This window comes from Mesorhizobium sp. M1078 (assembly GCF_040318615.1).
Lineage (GTDB): Bacteria > Pseudomonadota > Alphaproteobacteria > Rhizobiales > Rhizobiaceae > Mesorhizobium.
Genome location: NZ_JAMYMP010000012.1, coordinates 146,074 through 164,896, shown reverse-complemented (window position 1 = coordinate 164,896; position 18,823 = coordinate 146,074). Strand labels below are relative to the sequence as shown.

Genomic DNA, 18,823 nt, shown 5'->3' with positions numbered 1-18,823 from the left:
TGCTGGTCAGTCGGCATGGGACCATCGATCATAGGGCGGCGTATGCGAACCTTAGGTCACCTGCTTGTAAGACAACCCTGGCGACTGGGCCAACAGCCCCTCACTTGCCGGCCAGCAAATCCTTGATCAGCCGCTGGCAACGCTCGGCCATGAAGTCGAGCAACAGCCGCACCTTCGGGTCCTGCAGCTTCTTGTGCGGATAGACGGCGGCGAACTGCACCGGCGTTGGCGGCGTGCTGGCCAGGATGACCTGCAGCCGCCGGTCGCGGATGAAGGGTTCGACCTCGAAGCGCGGCTTGTTGATGATGCCGCGGCCCGACAGCGCCCAGCCGGTCAGCACATCGCCATCGTCGGTGTCGTAGGGGCCGTGCACCTCGAATTTCTGCGGGCCGGACGGCGTCTGCAGCGTCCAGACATATTCGCGCGCCCCGGAATAGCGCAGCATCAGGCAGTCGTGCTTCTTGCCGATCAGCTCCTGTGGCTCCACCGGCTCGCCGCGCGCTTCGAGATATTTCGGTGCCGCCACCAGCACGCGTTCACATTCCATGATGCCGCGCATCCGCAGGCTGGAATCCTCGATGATGCCGAGCTTGAAGGCGACGTCGATGCCTTCCTTCATGATGTCGATATTGTGGTCGGAGAGCCTCAGCCGCACCTCGATATCGGGGTATTTGTCGTGGAAATCCGGAATGCCCGCCGCAACCAGCCGCCGTCCAAGGCCGAGCGGGGCGGTCACCTTGATGGTGCCGCGCGGCTGGCCGGAAAGAGCCGAGACCGCGGCTTCCGCCTCGGTGATCGCCTCCAGCACCTGCTTGGCGCCGGAGTAGAACACCGTGCCATGCTCCGTCGGCATCAATTGCCGTGTGGTGCGGTTGAACAGCCGCACGCCGAGGTGTTTTTCCAGCTCCTTGATGCGGTTGGAGGCGACCGCCGGCGAAATGCGCATGTCGCGGCCCGCCGCCGAGAGATTGCCAAGCTCGACGACGCGGACGAAGACGGCGATGTTGTCGAGATAGGCCATTCGTGGCTCTTTATGTGGCGGCGTACGTGGTCAGCCTAGTATTTTCCATTTTTTTTTGAAAGTCATCGTACACCTCGCCTCTTTTCGTTTGCGCCCCACACCGTAAAGTCAGCCGATCGGCAGGGACGATTTCACATGATGGATTTCGCGATTTTCTGGGACTGGCTGAGTTTCGCCGTGCGCTGGCTGCACGTCGTCACCGGCATCGCCTGGATCGGCTCGTCCTTCTATTTCGTCGCGCTCGACCTTGGCCTGCGCCAGCGCCCCGGCATGCCGGTCGGCGCATTCGGCGAGGAATGGCAGGTGCATGGCGGCGGCTTCTACCACGTCCAGAAATATCTGGTGGCGCCGGCCGAAATGCCGGAACACCTGACCTGGTTCAAGTGGGAATCCTACGCCACCTGGCTGTCCGGCTTCGCCATGCTGTGCGTGGTCTACTATGCCGGCGCCGATTTGTTCCTGATCGACCCCAATGTGCTGCCGATGTCGGTGCCGGTCGGCATCCTTTTGTCGATGGCCACCATCGGCGTCGGCTGGGTAGTCTACGATCTGCTCTGCCGCTCGCCGCTCGGCAAAAGTGACACCGGACTGATGCTGGTGCTCTATGGCGTGCTGGTGTTCATCGCCTGGGGTCTGACGCATCTGTTCACCGGCCGCGCCGCTTTCCTGCATCTGGGCGCCATCACCGCCACGATCATGTCGGCCAATGTCTTCATGGTGATCATTCCAAACCAGAAGATCGTCGTCGCCGACCTGATTGCCGGCCGCAAGCCCGACCCGAAATACGGCAAGATCGCCAAGCAGCGCTCGCTGCACAACAATTACCTGACGCTGCCCGTGCTGTTCCTGATGCTGTCGAACCACTATCCGCTGGCGTTTGCGACGGAGTTCAACTGGGTCATCGCCTCGCTGGTGTTCATCATCGGCGTCTTGATCCGGCACTATTTCAACACCGTGCATAAGCGTGCCGGCAACCCCCACTGGACCTGGATGGCGGCTGCGGTGCTGTTCGTCATCATCATGTGGCTGTCGACAGCGCCGAAAATACTGACCGGCGAGCCCAAGGCATCCGCCGCGGCCGAAGTCTATATCGCCTCGTCGCATTTCCCGGCGGTGCGCGACACCGTGCTTGGCCGCTGCTCGATGTGCCATACGGCCGAGCCGGTCTATGAAGGCATCTACCATGCGCCGAAGGGCGTGATGCTCGACACCGACGCCGGCATTGCCGAGCATGCGCGTGAAATCTATTTGCAGGCCGGGCGCAGCCACGCCATGCCGCCCGCCAACGTCACCCAGATCAGCGACAAGGAACGGGCGCTGCTGGTCGCCTGGTTCGAAGGCGCAGGGAAATAAGCATGACTTCGACACTTCTGCGCGGCCGCACGCTGAGCTTTTTGCGCTTGCCCGAAGCCATCACCGACCATGCCGCCTGGCGCTATGAGGAGGATGGCGGCCTGCTGATCCGCGATGGCCGAATCGTTGCCGCCGGCGCCTACGCTGATGTGGAAAGGCAGGCTGGCGACGGTGCGAAAAAGATCGATCATCGGCCGCATCTGTTGCTGCCAGGCTTCATCGACGCGCACGCGCATTTTCCGCAGATGCAGGTCATCGCCTCCTATGGCGCCGAACTGCTCGACTGGCTGAACACCTACACCTTTCCCGAAGAGACCAAATTCGCAAATGCCCAGCACGGCCGCCGCATCGCGCGGCTGTTTTTGGATGAAATGGTGCGCCACGGCACGACGACGGTCGCCGCGTATTGCTCGGTGCACAAGGCCTCGGCCGAGGCGTTCTTTGCCGAATCGCACGCGCGCGGCATGCTCAACATTGCCGGCAAGGTGATGATGGACCGCAACGCGCCGGCAGGCGTGCTCGACACGCCGCAATCGGGCTATGACGACACCAAGGCGCTGATTGCGGAATGGCACGGCAAGGGCCGCCAGCTTTATGCGATCACGCCGCGCTTCGCCATCACCTCTTCGCCCGAACAGTTGGAGATGTCGGGCGCGCTCTGCCGCGAGCATCCCGATCTGCATATGCAGACGCATCTGTCGGAAAACCACGCCGAAATCGCCTTCACGCAAAAACTCTATCCGCAGGCGCGCGACTACACCGATGTCTACGAGCAGTATGGCCTGCTGGGGCCAAAGAGCCTGTTCGGCCACTGCATCCATCTCTCGGAACGCGAGGCCGATGCGCTGTCGGACAGCGGCTCGGTGGCGGTGTTCTGCCCGACCTCGAACCTGTTCCTCGGCTCCGGCCTGTTCGATTACCAGCGCTTTCGGCGCCGCGACAAGCCGCTGCGCATCGCCGCGGCCAGCGATGTCGGCGGCGGCACCAACTATTCGATGCTGCGCACCATGGACGAGGGCTACAAGGTGATCGCGCTGACTGGCGAAAAGCTGAACCCGTTCCAGTCCTTCTGGCAATTAACGCGTGGCAATGCCGAGGCGCTGTCTGTGGCGGAGAAGGTCGGCACGCTGGATGAAGGCACCGACGCGGATATCACCGTGCTCGACGCCCGCGCCACACCGGCGATGCGGCTGAGGATGGAGACTGTGGAGACGCTGGCGGAGGAGCTGTTCCTGCTGCAGACGCTGGGCGACGACCGCGCGGTGCGCGAGGTCTATGTCGCGGGGCGGCCGGCCAAGAGTGATATAATCGCCGGCTAGGACCCATCACCGCGCGGATGGCGCCCTTCCTCTACCCCGTCGATCGGGGGAGAGGTGTCGAGAGAAGCTCGACGGAGTGGGGGGCGACCCTGGCGGGGCAAGACCACCACCGCGACGAGACCTTGACCGGGCGGAGCTTGTCGTACACACGATTTGTGACGATTTCGGAGAACAAAATGGCCGCTGCCGACGACATCGCTCTGATCCAGAAACAGGAAGAGACACTGGTCTTCCCGGCCTTCGACGAGGCCGTCGCGTTCAAGATCGGCGCGGCGATCCGAGAGCGGGCGCTGGCCGAAAAGCTGCCCATCATTGTCGATATCAGGCTGTGGGATCGGCCGCTGTTCTATGCCGCGCTGCCGGGTTCGAACGCCTCCAACCCCGACTGGGCGCGACGCAAGATCAATGTGGTCAAGCGCTACCTCAGGAGCACCTATCGCCTGGTGCTGGAGCAGCAGCGACCGGACCGCACCTTCAAGGTCGGCGAGGGGCTGGATATTGCTGATTACGTACTGGCCGGCGGCGGGTTTCCGGTGACTGTAAAGGGGGCTGGCGTGATCGGCGTCATCGCCGTCTCCGGCCTGCCGGAACGCCAGGACCACGGCGTCGTCGTCGATGCACTGTGCGATCATCTCGGCCTCGATCGGACACAATTGGCGCTGCCGCCGGAAGATAAATCGTGACGCTACCGCTGCCCCTCATCCGCCTGCCGGCACCTTCTCCCCCTATAGTGACGGGGAGAAGGGACAAGCCCGCTCTCCCCGTCTTTCACGGGGAAAGGATAAGGGAGAGGGGCAGCGCCAACGTTTGCTCAGTTTGAAAACCGCCAGTTACGGCCAAGGATAACCGTGCTCGACCCAAAATCCTTTCTCATCTCGATCTTCAATGCCGCTGTTGCCGCTGCCGATCCTGAACGGACCATCCGGAATCATCTGCCGGCGAGGCCCAGTGGCCGCACCATCGTCATCGGCGCCGGCAAGGGATCGGCGCAGATGGCGGCGGCATTCGAGAAGGTGTGGGACGGGCCGATCGAAGGGCTGGTCGTCACCCGCTACGGCTATGGCACCAGATGCGAGCGCATCGAAATCATCGAGGCGGCACATCCGGTACCGGACGCTGCCGGTCTTGAGGCGTCGCGGCGCCTGCTCGAAAAGGTGCAAGGGCTGACTGCGGACGACCTGGTAGTGGCGCTGATATCGGGAGGAGGATCGGCGCTGCTGCCGTCGCCTGCCCCCGGCCTGACGCTCGCCGACGAAATCGCCGTCAACGAGGCGCTGCTTGCCTCCGGCGCGCCGATTGCGGCGATGAACACAATCCGCAAGCATCTCTCGACCATCAAGGGCGGCCGGCTGGCAGCTGCCGCCTGGCCGGCCAAACTGGTATCACTGGTTGTCTCTGATATTCCCGGAGACAACCCGGCGCTGGTGGCCTCCGGCCCGACCGTGCCCGACTCCGGCAACCGCGCCGATGCGCTGGCCTCGATAGCGGCCTACGGCATGAAACTGCCCGACGCCGTCATGGCGCACATCAACTCGCCAGAGGCCGATGCGCCAGATCCGGATGACCAGCGCTTTTCACGCAATGAAGTGCACCTGATCGCCTCGGCTGGCGTGTCGCTGGAAGCGGCAGCCGCTGAGGCAAAACGGCAGGGCATCGAAGCCGTCATCCTCTCCGATTCCATCGAGGGCGAGGCGCGCGAGGTCGGTGGCGTGCATGCAGCCATTGCGCGCGAAGTGGCGACGCGCAACCGGCCGTTCAAAAAGCCGGTGCTGATCCTGTCCGGCGGCGAGACGACCGTGACCTTGCGGGCCCCTGTTGACGGAAAAAGGGGCAAGGGCGGCCGCAACTCCGAATTCCTGCTCGCCTTTGCCATCGGCATCAGCGGCGCGGAAGGTATTCATGCACTGGCCGCCGATACCGACGGCATCGATGGCTCGGAAGACAATGCCGGCGCCTTTGCCGATGGCTCGACCGTCTCGCGCATGCGTGCCGCCGGCGTCGGCGCCAAGGCGATGCTGGCCGGCAACAATGCCTGGACGGCGTTCAACGCGATCGGCGATCTGTTCGTGCCGGGGCCGACGGGTACGAATGTGAATGATCTGAGGGCAATCCTGATCAGTTAATTCGGCCGTGGCGGCCGAAGTTTCCAACGTTGGATTCACGACCGTGAAGCCACTCAGCTTCGTCATCCCTGGGCGAAGCAGGAGCGAAGCTCCTTGTTCCGCCCGCGGATGACGATGTCGCTGAGGCTTTCGCTCATCTCACGACCCCATCAGCCGCTTCACCTCTTTCATATCCTTTAGGAACCGCTCGCGCTCAGCCTCCTTGTCCGTCGGCTCGTGAATGCGCAGGATAAAGGACGGGTGGATGGTGATGAACACGCGCAAGCCATCCTCGCGTTCGATCAACTGGCCGCGCATTTTCGTCACGGCAATGGCCTTGCCCAGCAGCGACAACGCCGCCGTTGCCCCAAGCGCCACGGCGAGGTCCGGCTTGATCAGCTCAAGCTCCCGGCCGATCCACCAGCGGCAGGCCTGGACTTCGCCGGTATTTGGCTTCGAGTGGATGCGGCGCTTGCCGCGCGGCTCGAACTTGAAGTGCTTGACGGCGTTGGTGACGTAGACTTTTTGCCGGTCGACGCCTGCGTCATCGAGAATTGCATCGAACACTTTGCCCGCTGGCCCGACAAAAGGTTTGCCGGCGAGATCTTCCTGATCGCCAGGTTGTTCGCCGACGAAGACCACCTTGGCGTCATCCGGCCCCTCGCCGAACACGGTCTGTGTCGCGTCGCGCCAGAGCGGGCAGCGACGACAACCCTTTGCAGCCTCGCGCAAATCGGAAATCGTCTTGGCATCGTCTTCATCCGGCGCCTCGGCCGGCTCGGGCTTCGGCCAATGTCTTGCCTGCAGCTTGGCGTGGTGCGGCGCCGGCGTCGTCGGTTGTCTGGCAATCATGGCTATAGCGGCCTCGTCCGCTCCTGCGATCAGATCTGGAATGAGCGAGGCCTCGGGAAGGTTCCGCCAATATTTCTTCGGCATCTCCTTCTGCATCGCCTTCACCTTGAGCCGCGCCGGGTTGAAGATGTTCTGGAAATAGGTCAGCCACAACGCCTCGGTGTCGTCCTGATCGGGTGCATCGCCCTTGGCCGCACCCGGGCCGATCGCCAGCCTTTCGCCATTCCAGTCGGCGGAGGCATAGGGCGTCAGGACGGTCCAGCGCATGCCGGTGAACCGCCGGACGAAGAAATCCGCGTTGCGCTCGACAATGAAATGCTCCGGCTCGAACCAGGCGACGTAGCGCTCGTCCTCGCCGTAGCCGATCTTCCGGAAGCGTACGAAGGCATGCATCTTATGGCCGTCGCGCCGCACCGCCTTTTCCATGGCTTCGAGCCGCCTGGTGTCGGGATCGGATGCGATCGCCAGCAGTTTCGGCTCGGTGCGCAGGCGCCAAAGCATCCAGTAGAGAAAGGCAAACCGGCCGGGGTCGGAGTGGCAGAAGGCGGTTTCGGCATGGGCGATGAACTCGCGCGGGACGGTAAGCTGCGCGCCCTCTGGCACCGCCGGCAAGGCATCTCGAGGATCATTGGCGTCGGACCCGACACCCCAACTAATATCCTCAGGCCGGACCTCATTCAGCGTCAGACGCCGTGCCGCATCGCGCCAACCGGCGAAATCGGTCTGGCTCGCTAGCCGGACAGTGTATCGGGCAAGGTGGAGCTGGGCCGGCTGCATGGTCAAAACAGCGACAGTTGTTCGCAGGACTTTACGATCGTATCGCGCAGGCCTGTCTTGTCGGTGAGTCCGCCCGGCGACCAGCCTTCGGCGATGATGAAGGGCCTCAGCTTGGCGATCGAATGGCAGATCCGTCCGACATCTTCCAGCCGCATACGTCGGTGGCGGCGGGTTTCAAGGATCTTCGCCACCACCTTGGTGCCCAGACCCGGAACCCGCAGCAGCGCTTCCCGATCGGCGCGGTTGATGTCGACGGGAAACCTCGCCCGATTGCGCAAAGCCCAGGCGAGCTTGGGGTCAATGGCGAGATCGAGCATGCCGTCGCTGCTGCCGGCGAGGATTTCCGGCTGCGAAAAGCCGTAGAAGCGCATCAGCCAGTCGGCCTGATAGAGCCGGTGCTCGCGCATCAGCGGCGGTTTCTGGAGCGGCAGCGACGATGACGAATCCGGGATCGGGCTGAAGGCGGAGTAATAGACGCGCCGCAGATGGTAGCTGCCATAGAGCCGCGCACTGGAGTGCAAGATACCGTCGTCGGATGTCTTGTCGGCGCCGACGATCATCTGCGTCGACTGACCTCCGGGCGCAAAGCGTTCGCGCTTCTTGGTCCGCAACGTCGGCTCGGCCTTTTCCTCCATCTTCCGGCGCAGGTTCGCCATGGAAAGCCGGATCGTTTGCGGCTTCTTCTCCGGCGCTAGTTTCTTCACGCCCTCATCGGTTGGCAGTTCGACATTGATAGACAGCCGGTCGGCGTAGAGCCCGGCCTGCTCGACCAGTTCGGCCGAGCTTTCCGGAATGGTCTTCAGATGAATATAGCCGGAGAATTTTTCGTCCAGCCGCAGCCGCCGCGCCACTTCCACCATTTCGGCCATGGTCTCGTCGGGCGAACGGATGACGCCGGAGGACAGGAACAGGCCTTCGATGTAGTTGCGCCGATAAAAGTCCATGGTCAGCTTCACCACCTCGTCGATGCTAAAGCGGGCGCGGCGCACATTCGATGACGAGCGGTTGATGCAGTAGCTGCAATCGTAAATGCAGAAATTGGTGAGCAGGATTTTCAGGAGCGAAATGCAGCGGCCATCCGGCGCGTAGGAATGGCAGATGCCCATGCCTTCTGTGGAGCCGATACCGCCGGATTGGAGCGAATCCTTCTTCGCCGAGCCGGACGAAGCACAGGAGGCGTCGTATTTGGCGGCGTCAGACAGGATTGCCAGCTTTTCACGGACGGTGGGCGCGCTCATCTGTTCATGATATGTTCTTGAAGGCTGCAGCGCCACCTCATTTGATGCAGGCGGCGAAAAAGTGATCGCCGCCCGCCGTCAGGGCAATCAGAGACCGTTTCGAAATTCGCTCTGGCGAGTCATATGGTGGTGGTTTCGAGAACCGAAGCGCAGCGGACATTTGGTCCGTGAGCATCGGAAGCGCAGAAACCACCATCGATGGCCGCCGGAGTAGAATTTCGAAACGGTCTCTCAGACCTCGTGCAGGTAGAGGTGGTAGTCCAGCTCGCTCACCGTACGCGCGACGCGCAGATACTCCGACTGCTTGATCGCCACGAAGGTGCGATGCAGATCCTCGCCAAGCGCCTCTTTCAGGAAGCTCGAGGCCCGCGCCGCCTCGATCGCGGCGCGCCAGTCGACCGGCATGGTCGTGCGCGTGACAGCGGCTTCATAGCCATTCCCAGTGGTTTCAGGGCCGGGGTCGAGGCCTTCGTCCAGACCCTTGATGATGCCGGCCAGCACCGTTGCCGCGATCAGGTAGGGATTGGCGTCGACGCCCGACGGCCGGTGCTCGATGCGCCGGTTCTTGGCGTCGCCCGCCGGGATGCGCAGCGCCACCGAACGGTTGTTGACGCCCCAGGTCGGCGCCACCGGCGCATAGGACTGCGAGACGAAGCGCCGCCAGGAATTGGCGTGCGGCGCAAACACCAGCATCGATTCGGCCATGGTCTGGATCAGCCCGCCGAGCCCCTGCAGCAGCGGCAGCGACCAGCTTTCGCCGCCAGCCTCGGCAAAAACGTTGCGGCCGTTCTTGTCCTGCAACGAAACATGGAAATGCATGCCGGAGCCGGCGTATTTTTCGATCGGCTTGGCCATGAAGCAGGCGGTGACACCATGGCGGCGCGCCTGCGCCCGCACCAGCCGCTTCAACATGACGAGGTCGTCGGCCGCCCGCATGACATCCTTGCGATAGTTCAGCGTCAGCTCGTACTGGCCGGGCGCGTATTCGGAAATCACCGTTTCGGCCGGAATGCCTTGCGCCTTAGCCGCGGCATAGATGTCGGAAAACAGCGGCTCCATGCCGTGCAGATGGTCGACGGAATAGACTTCCGTCTTGGCCGAGCGGCGGCCGTCGAGCACGGCGTCCGCCGGCTTTACCTTGCCGTCGGCGTCACGCTCATTGGCAAGCAGGAAAAATTCGAGTTCGAAGGCGCCGGCGGGATAGAGGCCCTTGGCCGCCAAGATGTCGACCTGCCTGGCCAGCGCCAGCCGTGGGTCCGACGACATAGGCTGTCCCTCGAGATGGTACATCGCCATCAGCAACTGGCCGCGCGGCGGGTTCGTGCCGTAAAGCGGCACCAGGGTGCCGGGGATCGGCCAGGCCCTGAGGTCGCCATCGCCGGTCGTCCAGATCAGCCCGGTTTCGTGAACATCCTCGCCGGTGATGTCGAGGCCGAGGATCGAGATCGGCATGTGGCGGCCGCCCTCGAAGATGCTTTTCAGCTCATGCCGGCGCACGATCTTGCCGCGGCCGACCCCGTTGGCGTCGGTCAAGACGATATCGAAGGCTTCGATTTCGGGATGGGCGTCGAGAAAGGCTTGCGCCTCGGCGGGCGTCGAGCCCGAAGGTGAAGTCATGATTAGTGTACTCGAGTTTGGCTTGGCAGCTTGTCTCATGCCGTCAGCCTTGCCGCAACCGTGGCGAAGGCGGTGATCAGCCGGTTGACCTGGGCGCCGGTGGTGGCCGGTGAGATCAGCATCATGTTGTGAAAGGGCGCGATCAGCACGCCCTGGTTGACCAGCGCGACATGGATAGCCGCCTCAAGCTCCGGCGCATGGGCAGTCTCGGCTTCGGCGCCGTTCCTGAGCGGGCCAGGGGCGCAGATGAACTCGACGCGGGCGCCGACGCGGGCGACATGCCAGGGCAGATTGTAGCGATCGATGACGCCGGTCAGCCCGGCATCGAGCCGCAGGGCAAGGCGATCCATCCGGGCATAATTCTCCTGCGTCATCACCTCTTCGAGCGTTGCGCGCATGGCTGCGAACTGCAGCGGGTTCGCCGACAGCGTCGTGCCCATGCCGGAATAGCCCGGCTCCTTGGTTCGGTTGTAGTCGGCATAGCGCGAGGCGACCTCGTCGCTCATGCCCCACACGCTTGCCGGCACGCCACCGGCGATCGGCTTGCCCAGCACGAAAAGGTCGGGCTGCAGCCCGAATTTTCTGGTGTAGCCCCCTGGGCCGGTCGAGATGGTGTGGGTCTCGTCGATCAGCAGCAGCGTTCCGGCCGCGCGCGTCAGTTTGCGCAAGGCGTCGTGAAAACCCGGATCGGGCAGCACCATGCAGGAATTTGTCAGCACCGGCTCGGCGATGACGCAGGCGACATCGCGGTCGGCGAGCGCCGCTTCCAGTGCAGCAATATCGTTGAATTCGATGACCTTCGCCGTCCTGGTCAGGTCGCGGAATTCGCCCGCCAGGCCCGGCCGGTTGACAGCTTTGCCGTCGACCAGCCGGACCATCGTCTCGTCGACCGAGCCGTGATAGCAGCCGTTGAAGACCAGGATCTTTTCCCGACCGGTGATAGCGCGGGCAACACGCAGCGCGAAGCGGTTGGCGTCGGTGGCGCTGGTGGCGATCTGCCAGAACGGCAGACCGAAACGCTGTGTGAGCAGCGGCCCGATGGCCAGCGCATCCTCCGAAGGCAGCATATAGGTCAGGCCGCGCCCGGCCTGGCGGCGGATGGCGCGCGCCACCGGCGGCGGCGAATGGCCGAACATCGAACCGGTGTCGCCGAGGCAGAAATCGTCCAGCCTGTTGCCGTCGATATCCGTGATGGCGGCGCCCTTGGCGCTTTCGACCAGGATCGGGAATGGCGTCGGCCAGTCGTTCATCCAGTGCATCGGCACACCGCCGAAGAAGCCTGGCAGGCCGTTACCGACCTTGGCCTGCGATTTCGGCCGCGCCTTGCGGAAGGTGTTCGCCTCGCTTGTCCGCAATGCAGCGATGCGGTCACGGCTGATACCGCCAATGGACGCCTTTGAACTGTTCGTGCTGTACATGAAATCCCTCTCGGCCGGCACACTACCCAATTGGCGACGGCAACCGCAATTGGCCGTGTTGGTGCGCTGCATTGGGTCAGCAGCAAGTTCGGCAGACTTGACCTTCCGGCGCAGTCGGGCGCCAATGCGATCGGGTCTGTGGTTTGGGGAGAAAAATGCGGACGATCATTGCGCTATTGCGCTACTCTTGTCGGCCGCTGCGGCTTCCGCATCGGGCGGCGTCTGGTGTTCCGTCGATGACAAAGCGGTGCAATTCGAGGTCGGCGCCGGGGTCACCAGAGGTATGGGCGGCCCGACCTTCAATTTTCGCGGCGATCTCGAGATACTTGGCCGGCCGGAAGGCGACAGTCTGCGCAAGACCGTCTTCGAGGATTCCGACCTCACCCAGTACTGGCTGGACGACAAGGAGTTGCGGCTGAACGTCTACCACGAGCATCAGCTCGGAGATAAATTCAACTCTGTCGAACTGACGATCCTGACCAAGACCAGTGACGAGGGCGTCTATGACGGCCGGTACACGCTTGCCGTCTACGACAACGCCGCCGACACGGAACAGGACGGCAAGCCGAAAGAATTGACCGGCAAGGTGTCGTGCGGAGCCGAATAGGTCACGCCGAGATATCGATGACGCCGCAGTCGCCGGCGGCACTGCCGAAGGCGACCCGGCGCTCTTCCTTGTCCCACATCATCGCGGTGATGGCGCCCATGCCCGGGCGGCGCAACAGCACCTCTTTGGCATCGGTAAAGCGCACCGCCATGACCATGCCGTCATCATAGCCGACGGCGACGACATCCTGGCTCGGACGGCAGGCAACCGATGTCACCATGGCGTTGCCGCGCGTGCCGAGCTCCAGCGGCGCCTTGCCCATCGGGCCGTCCTTGCCCGAAAACGGCCAGACGATCGCCGCCGGCGCGCCGGAACTCGCCAGCCACTTGCCCTTCACGCTCCACGACAGGCTTTTGACCTTGCCGGGATAGCCGGTCATGCGCATGTGCTTGCCGTCGGCGAGCTTCCAACCATGCAGCGCGTTTTCCTGCATGGTGGTGACGAGGAAGGCGCCATCCGGCGAGAAGGTCACGCCGGTATGGGCGCCGGCCCATTCCAGCTCCACCGGTCTGCCCTCGGCGGCCGGGAAATGCAGCGTCGCGCCATTGTAGCGGGCGACGCCGAAGCGCATGCCCTTGGGGGAGAAGGCCAGCCCCTCGACCGAACGTGGATGGGCAAACTCTTTGGTCTTGCCGTCGGCAAAGCGCACGAACGCAGTCTTGCCTGTGGCATAGGCGATAGCGCCTTGCGGCCCGGCGGCGACGCTGGTGATCCACTTCTTGCCGGCGCTGGCGAGTTCGCTGACATTGCCGCCGGCGGCAACGGCAAAAATCTTGCCGTCCTCGCCGCCGGTGATCAGGCGGTCGTTGGCGGCGTCATGGAACGTGGAGAGCAGGCCGTCATTGGCCTGAATTGTCTTGTGGCCGTTGTCGAGCCTATGAACTGTCCCATCGGCGAGCGCAAAATGCGGCACGTTGTCGAGGAAGACGGCGGCAAGGCAGTGACCTTCCAGGTCGAGGGGAGCAACTGTGGGCATCAGGACCATTCCAATGAAGCTGTCACCACTCCCGGGAAGCCACTGAGGCGGCCAGGCCTGGCGTCAACCTTCTCCCCTTGTGGGAGAAGGTGGATCGGCGCGCAGCGCCGAGACGGATGAGGGGTGTTGAACGGATCGCCGTCGGTGCCGAGCTGGAGCACCCCTCATCCGACCTCGCTTCGCGAGGCCACCTTCTCCCACAAGGGGAGAAGGAAGAGCGGGCAGCGCTAGCGCCATAGAGTCCGGAAATCAAGCCGCCTGGCAGGCGTCAAAGCTCTTCTTCAGCCGTTCGGCGTCAAGCTCGCGGCCGATGAACACCAGCCGGCTCTCATGCTTTTCGCCGTCTTTCCAAGCGCGCTGGTGGTCGCCTTCGATGATCATGTGCACGCCTTGGATGACATAGCGCTCGTCGTCGCCCTTGAGCGCGATGATGCCTTTCAGCCGCAGGATGTTGGGACCTTCCATCTGAGTGATCTTCTCGATCCACGGGAAGAATTTCTTCGGGTCCATCTCGCCGCCGCGCAGCGACACCGACTGCACGGTCACGTCATGGATGTCGGAGGGATGCGCGTGACCGTGATGATGATGGTCGTGATCATGGTCGTGGTGATCGTGGTCGTGATCATGGTGGTCGTGATCATGATCGTGCGCCTCAAGGAAATGCGGGTCGTTTTCCAATGCGCGCGACAGGTCGAAGGCGCCGCGGTCGAGCACTTCGGACAGCGCCACGCCGGCGCGCGTGGTGCGGTGGATCCTGGCCGCCGGGTTGATGGCGCGGATGGTGGCCTCGACCTTGGCCAGTTCTTCGGGCGTCACCAGGTCGGTCTTGTTGAGCACGACGACATCGGCGAAGGCGATCTGGTCCTCGGCTTCCTTGGAATCCTTCAACCTGAGCGGCAGGTGCTTGGCGTCGACCAGAGCCACGACAGCGTCGAGTTTGGTCTTGGAGCGCACGTCGTCGTCCATGAAGAAGGTCTGCGCCACCGGCACAGGATCGGCGAGGCCGGTGGTCTCGACGACGATGGCGTCGAAGCGGCCGGGACGGCGCATCAGGCCTTCGACGACGCGGATCAGGTCGCCGCGCACCGTGCAGCAGACGCAGCCATTGTTCATTTCGTAGATTTCCTCGTCGGATTCCACGATCAAATCATTGTCGATGCCGATCTCGCCGAATTCATTGACGATGACGGCATAACGCTTGCCATGGTTTTCCGACAGGATGCGGTTGAGCAGCGTCGTCTTGCCGGCGCCGAGATAGCCGGTGAGAACGGTCACGGGGATTTGCGTCTGTGCTTCGCTCATATCTTGCCTCGAAATGGCTGGGCCACGGAATTGCGGGCCGCAAGAAGGGATTGTTGGCCTGATATAGGATGTGTGCCGGCCTTTTGCACGAGGCAAACCGCCTGGGTGTTTGACCCAGGATTGACGAAGCGGATGGGTAGACCCGAGAGGCCGAGTGCGAGGGATGCCGACCATCAACGTGTCGCCGGAAACGCCTCTTCGTTGACCTGTGCTGAGCCGCGCCGCGTCAAACCGTTGCAATCGCCTTGGCGGAAACTCGTTTGTCATCTAACTGAAATAAACATCTGGCATCACCATTTCGAGCACCACAAATGCTTGCCGGCAAAGCTGTTTCGAAAGCCGGAATCTTTTGGATCGTCGATTGCCAACCGGCCGGCTGCGTCTATGCTGCACGCACCGGTACGGCCGAAGAGGGATCACCATGGCCAAGGCGGACAAGACTGCAACGATGAGCCGGCTGCATTCGGCGGCAAGGCTGGCAAGGACCGCGCTGGCGGCGCGGCTTCTGGCGCACGGCTTCTATGCCGGCCAGGACCAGATCATGCTGACGCTCGACCGCGAGGACGGCCAGACGCCCGGCAATCTCGCCGGCCGCCTCGGCGTGCGCCCGCCGACCATCACCAAGACCATCAACCGGCTGCAGGCCCAGGGCTTTTTGGAAAAGCGCGCCTCTTCCGCGGATGCACGCCAGGCGCATATCTTTCTCACCGACACCGGCCGCGAGATCATCCACGCCATCGAGAAGTCGGTGAAGAAGACCGAAAAGCAGGCCTTGAAGGGCCTCGACAAGAAAGAACAGAAGACGCTGTTCAAGCTGCTCGCCCGCATCGAGGCCAATTTGTCGAACGAGGAGCTGGTGCTCGTCGACGACGACGCCGACATCGACGACTGACCGGCACGGCGGCCGCGTGTCTTGAGCTAGGCCGCCACCGAAGGGCCGCGCACCAGCGCCGACCAGCGGCCGGGCGTCAGGCCGAATGCTTTCTTGAAATGCCTGTTGAAATGACTCTGGTCGCTGAAGCCGGCGCCAACGGCAATCTCGGCCAGCGGCTCGCCCACCTCGATCATCCGTCTTGCCTTTTGCAGCCGGCGCATCAGCAGGAACCGATGCGGGCTGGTGGAATAGGTCGCGCGAAAATGGCGTGACAGCGCATAGCGGTCGAGCCCGGTGACGGCTTCCAGCTCATCGGAACGAACGGACCGCTCGGCATTCTCCTCGAGATAGCCGCGCGCCAGCGCTGCCGCACGCGAGGCCGACTTCCCCATCGGCTTTGCTTTCTGTCCCGCATGACGCCCCAGATGCTGCGCCAGCTCCGCAACGAAATCGGCGACGAACAGCTCGTCCAGTTCCTCATCGAGCGGCGACAGGGCCGAAAGCAGCGTGCCACGCAAGGCAGGATCGCTGACCACAGCATCCCTGACGAAAGGCAGCGGCGCGCCGTCGAGGCAGTCGAGCAGCAGTGAGGGTTCCAGATAGAGGATCCGGTAGCGCAGACCATCCTCGGTCCCGGCGCCGCCATCGTGCACTTCGTCGGGATGCAGCACGATAACCTGGCCGGGCAGGCTGTGGTTGACAGTGCCCCTGTAGTGGAAGCGCTGCACACCGGAAAGCGTCACGCCGACGGCAAGTGTATCATGACGGTGTAGGTCGAAGGCGTTGCCATGGAAATGCGCCTCGATGCGCTCGATGCCGGTGCTGCCTGGCGCCGAGACGATCCGGTCTTCATCCGCGCACGAACGTCCAAGACCCTGTGTCGCCTCACCGTCTAGATCGTGCGTCATCACCTATCCCTGCCCTTCATGGGCGTGCTCCGGAGTCCTCATTTTGGTGTTCGATACGAAATTTGCAATCGTGCTGCGGGACGATCTCGCCGTCTGGCAAAAGCTCAACGTCACGGCCTTCCTGACCAGCGGCGTCGTCGCGCAATTCCCCGACATTATCGGCGAACCCTACCGCGACCGCGCCGGCAACCTTTACAATCCTCTGTCGATCCAGCCGGTCATCGTGCTTTCGGCCGATGGGCCGACGCTCAACTCCATCCACCGGAAGGCGCTGGAGCGGGGCGTGACGGGGTCAGCCTATGTCGAGGAGATGTTTGCCACCGGCTTCGATGCGGCCAACCGCGCGGTCTTCGCCGAGTTCGGGCCTGAGGACGCCAAGATCGTCGGCATCGCGCTGCGTGCCGACAAGAAACTCGTCGACAAGATCACCAAGGGCGCCCGCATGCACGCCTAATTCAGCAGGAAGCGTGTAACGGCGCTCATGAATTCAGTCGGCCGCTCGACGTTCAGCATATGGACGCCCGGAAGCAGTGTAAGCGTGGCGCCGGGGATGCTGGCTGCGATCGCCTCGCTGTGGCTTGCCAGCGTTACCTTGTCGTCTTCTCCACCGATCACCAGGGTGGGCGCGGTAATGAGGGAGACAGTCCGGCGCAGATCGCAATCGCGTACGGCGGCGAAGCATCCCGCGAGACCTTGGGGCGGCGTCGCCAGGACCATCGCGCGGAACGCGTCGACGGTTTCGTTTGGGCCGGCAAGCATCGAGGCGGGAAACCAGTTGTGCATGAACATGTCCGCGGTGGCCGACATGTTGCTCGCTGCAAGGACAGTCCTGATCTGCTCATCAAAGTAAGAAGCCGGCCCGAGATGCGGCGAGGTGTTGGAAAGGATGAGACGCTCGATGCGCTCCGAGGCATGGATACCCAGCCACTGCCCTACGAAGCCGCCCAGCGACAGCCCGCAGAAATGCACGCGGGCGATTTGAAGCGCATCCAGCAGCTCAAGGACGTCGCGGCCCAGCCGATCAAGCGAATAGGCTCCGGCCGGAGCATCGGAACTGCCGTGGCCGCGCAGATCATAGCGCAGCACCCGGAAAGATCCGGCAAGTTCCGCTAGCTGCCGGTCCCACATATGCAGGTTCGTCGCAATGGAATTCGAGAGCACAAGCACAGGGCCGGCCCCCGCCAGCTGATAGGCGATCCGGCAGCCGTCGCCCGTCGTAAAATAAAGCGTGTCAGTCATCTGGTCCTCATCTCACCCTGGCGAAAGGAGTTCCATGCTCCCGCCGCCCTTTGAATGAGCCACTCTAGGCCTCGTAATTATCCAGGAAAATTACTATGATTGGACGATCTCAGTAGGTTTTTACGATAATGAATGGTCTGAAACTCCACGACTTACGGTGCTTTGACGCCGTGGCAAGCGAGGGCAGCTTCCAGGCGGCCGCCCTCGCCTTGAATCGATCGCATCCATCCGTCTTCGCCGCTGTCGCACGCCTCGAGCAGTTGCTCGGGCTCACACTTCTCGACCGCAGCGGATATCGGGTGGGGCTGACGGAGGCGGGCCGCGAGTTTCACGCGCGAGCGCAGCTGACATTGCGCGAGCTCGACCATCTGCGAACCTATGCGGGCCAGTTGGCGAGCGGCGAGGAGACGGTCCTGCGTGTCGTCATGGGTGATCTCTGCCCGCGACCGCAAATCCTGCGTATGCTCAGCGGCTTCTTTGCCGAACGCACCGGGACACGCCTGCACCTGGAGTACGAGGCGGTCGGCGGTCCGCTCGAACGGTTGATGGAAGGCTCGGCTGACCTCATCTTCCATCGCGCGGATCCTTCCGATCCGCATCTCGAGCGGGTCGATCTCTGCGCGGTGCCCCTCGTGCCGGTGGTGGCGCCTGGGTTCCTTCCGTTCGCGCCTGGCCGCGAGATTGCGCCGGAGCAGATGCGGCCCTTCACCCAGTGCGTGATCCGCGACACGGCGCGGCGGCCATCGCCGGAGAGCTATTTCCTCATCGACGGTGCGCATCAGTGCTCGGCGCCGGATCATCTGATGAAGAAGGAACTGATCCTTCACGGACTGGCCTGGGGCCATCTGCCGGCATGGCTGATCGAGGACGAACTGCGGGATAGGAGGCTGATCTCGATCGCTGGTGCACATCTGCCCGGCCGGACGGAGATCTTGGCGGCGGTGCGCCGGCGCGACCGACCGCATGGACCCGTCACCGAGGCGTTGTGGCTTCATCTCCAGGCGCAAGTGGCATCCGACGGCAAAGCACCGGGATGTCAGAACGTCGCAGCGGAACGCAAAGCGCCTTAGCTGGCATCGGATCGGCCTGCGCTGAACCTGTCTCAGACGCCTGTTGTGCCAGTCGCTTTTGGCTTGCCGGGCGCTGGAGATTGCCGCAAAGGTTAAGCGTTGATCCTCCCTGCCCGGCCTGACATTTGAACGTTCCCGCAAGATCAGACG

At 63.2% G+C, this 18,823-nt stretch carries 17 protein-coding genes; 8 read left to right on the top strand and 9 right to left on the bottom strand.

What is annotated here, in order from left to right:
- Nucleotides 1-100 precede the first annotated feature (100 nt).
- A complete protein-coding gene (locus tag NKH38_RS17855; protein WP_023703648.1) occupies nt 101-1,021 on the bottom strand; it encodes a LysR family transcriptional regulator in 921 nt (306 codons plus the stop codon).
- Between the two features lie 135 nt (nt 1,022-1,156).
- Between NKH38_RS17855 and NKH38_RS17850 the strand changes: the two genes are divergently transcribed.
- From NKH38_RS17850 to NKH38_RS17835, 4 genes are all read left to right on the top strand, one after another.
- Nucleotides 1,157-2,374 carry a urate hydroxylase PuuD gene (locus NKH38_RS17850; RefSeq protein ID WP_023742584.1) on the top strand — a complete coding sequence of 406 codons (1,218 nt, stop codon included), beginning with the start codon at nt 1,157-1,159 and terminating at the stop codon, nt 2,372-2,374.
- 2 nt (nt 2,375-2,376) lie between these two features.
- A complete protein-coding gene (gene guaD / locus NKH38_RS17845) occupies nt 2,377-3,693 on the top strand; it encodes a guanine deaminase (RefSeq protein ID WP_352460337.1) in 1,317 nt (438 codons plus the stop codon).
- Nucleotides 3,694-3,869: 176 nt separating this feature from the next.
- Nucleotides 3,870-4,376, top strand: coding sequence for a heme-degrading domain-containing protein (locus NKH38_RS17840; protein ID WP_352594976.1), 507 nt, complete (start codon nt 3,870-3,872; stop codon nt 4,374-4,376).
- 159 nt (nt 4,377-4,535) lie between these two features.
- On the top strand, nt 4,536-5,816 hold the full coding sequence (locus tag NKH38_RS17835; RefSeq protein ID WP_031209106.1) for a glycerate kinase type-2 family protein: 1,281 nt from the start codon (nt 4,536-4,538) through the stop codon (nt 5,814-5,816).
- Nucleotides 5,817-5,954: 138 nt separating this feature from the next.
- On the opposite strand, the gene NKH38_RS17830 is transcribed toward NKH38_RS17835, so the two are convergent.
- From NKH38_RS17830 to NKH38_RS17815, 4 genes are all read right to left on the bottom strand, one after another.
- Nucleotides 5,955-7,424 carry a UdgX family uracil-DNA binding protein gene (locus NKH38_RS17830; protein WP_352762068.1) on the bottom strand — a complete coding sequence of 490 codons (1,470 nt, stop codon included), beginning with the start codon at nt 7,422-7,424 and terminating at the stop codon, nt 5,955-5,957.
- 2 nt (nt 7,425-7,426) lie between these two features.
- On the bottom strand, nt 7,427-8,662 hold the full coding sequence (locus NKH38_RS17825; protein WP_023683504.1) for a putative DNA modification/repair radical SAM protein: 1,236 nt from the start codon (nt 8,660-8,662) through the stop codon (nt 7,427-7,429).
- 231 nt (nt 8,663-8,893) lie between these two features.
- Nucleotides 8,894-10,279, bottom strand: coding sequence for a glutamine synthetase family protein (locus NKH38_RS17820; protein WP_023822078.1), 1,386 nt, complete (start codon nt 10,277-10,279; stop codon nt 8,894-8,896).
- A gap of 35 nt (nt 10,280-10,314) precedes the next feature.
- The gene (locus tag NKH38_RS17815) at nt 10,315-11,697 is read right to left on the bottom strand and encodes an aspartate aminotransferase family protein (RefSeq protein WP_352762067.1); all 1,383 of its coding nucleotides are present in this window, start codon (nt 11,695-11,697) and stop codon (nt 10,315-10,317) included.
- A gap of 247 nt (nt 11,698-11,944) precedes the next feature.
- Here NKH38_RS17815 and NKH38_RS17810 point away from each other — a divergent pair, with 247 nt between their 5' ends.
- Entirely contained in the window at nt 11,945-12,304 is a 360-nt protein-coding gene (locus NKH38_RS17810; protein WP_245264500.1) for a hypothetical protein, read from the top strand.
- Between the two features lies 1 nt (nt 12,305).
- On the opposite strand, the gene NKH38_RS17805 is transcribed toward NKH38_RS17810, so the two are convergent.
- On the bottom strand, nt 12,306-13,280 hold the full coding sequence (locus NKH38_RS17805; protein WP_352762066.1) for a WD40 repeat domain-containing protein: 975 nt from the start codon (nt 13,278-13,280) through the stop codon (nt 12,306-12,308).
- Between the two features lie 249 nt (nt 13,281-13,529).
- On the bottom strand, nt 13,530-14,582 hold the full coding sequence (locus tag NKH38_RS17800; RefSeq protein ID WP_023703656.1) for a CobW family GTP-binding protein: 1,053 nt from the start codon (nt 14,580-14,582) through the stop codon (nt 13,530-13,532).
- 421 nt (nt 14,583-15,003) lie between these two features.
- On the opposite strand from NKH38_RS17800, the gene NKH38_RS17795 reads away from it, so the two are divergent.
- A complete protein-coding gene (locus NKH38_RS17795) occupies nt 15,004-15,474 on the top strand; it encodes a MarR family winged helix-turn-helix transcriptional regulator (RefSeq protein WP_023694717.1) in 471 nt (156 codons plus the stop codon).
- A 26-nt stretch (nt 15,475-15,500) separates the two neighbouring features.
- On the opposite strand, the gene NKH38_RS17790 is transcribed toward NKH38_RS17795, so the two are convergent.
- Entirely contained in the window at nt 15,501-16,364 is an 864-nt protein-coding gene (locus NKH38_RS17790) for an AraC family transcriptional regulator (protein WP_023703657.1), read from the bottom strand.
- Nucleotides 16,365-16,410: 46 nt separating this feature from the next.
- Between NKH38_RS17790 and NKH38_RS17785 the strand changes: the two genes are divergently transcribed.
- Nucleotides 16,411-16,818, top strand: coding sequence for a DUF2000 family protein (locus NKH38_RS17785; protein WP_023725929.1), 408 nt, complete (start codon nt 16,411-16,413; stop codon nt 16,816-16,818).
- On the opposite strand, the gene NKH38_RS17780 is transcribed toward NKH38_RS17785, so the two are convergent.
- Nucleotides 16,815-17,603 (bottom strand): alpha/beta fold hydrolase, encoded by a 789-nt coding sequence (locus NKH38_RS17780; RefSeq protein ID WP_023683512.1) that lies wholly within the window; start codon nt 17,601-17,603, stop codon nt 16,815-16,817. The genes NKH38_RS17785 and NKH38_RS17780 overlap by 4 nt on opposite strands.
- Before the next feature lie 128 nt (nt 17,604-17,731).
- Between NKH38_RS17780 and NKH38_RS17775 the strand changes: the two genes are divergently transcribed.
- A complete protein-coding gene (locus NKH38_RS17775) occupies nt 17,732-18,673 on the top strand; it encodes a LysR family transcriptional regulator (RefSeq protein ID WP_352762065.1) in 942 nt (313 codons plus the stop codon).
- Nucleotides 18,674-18,823 lie beyond the last annotated feature (150 nt).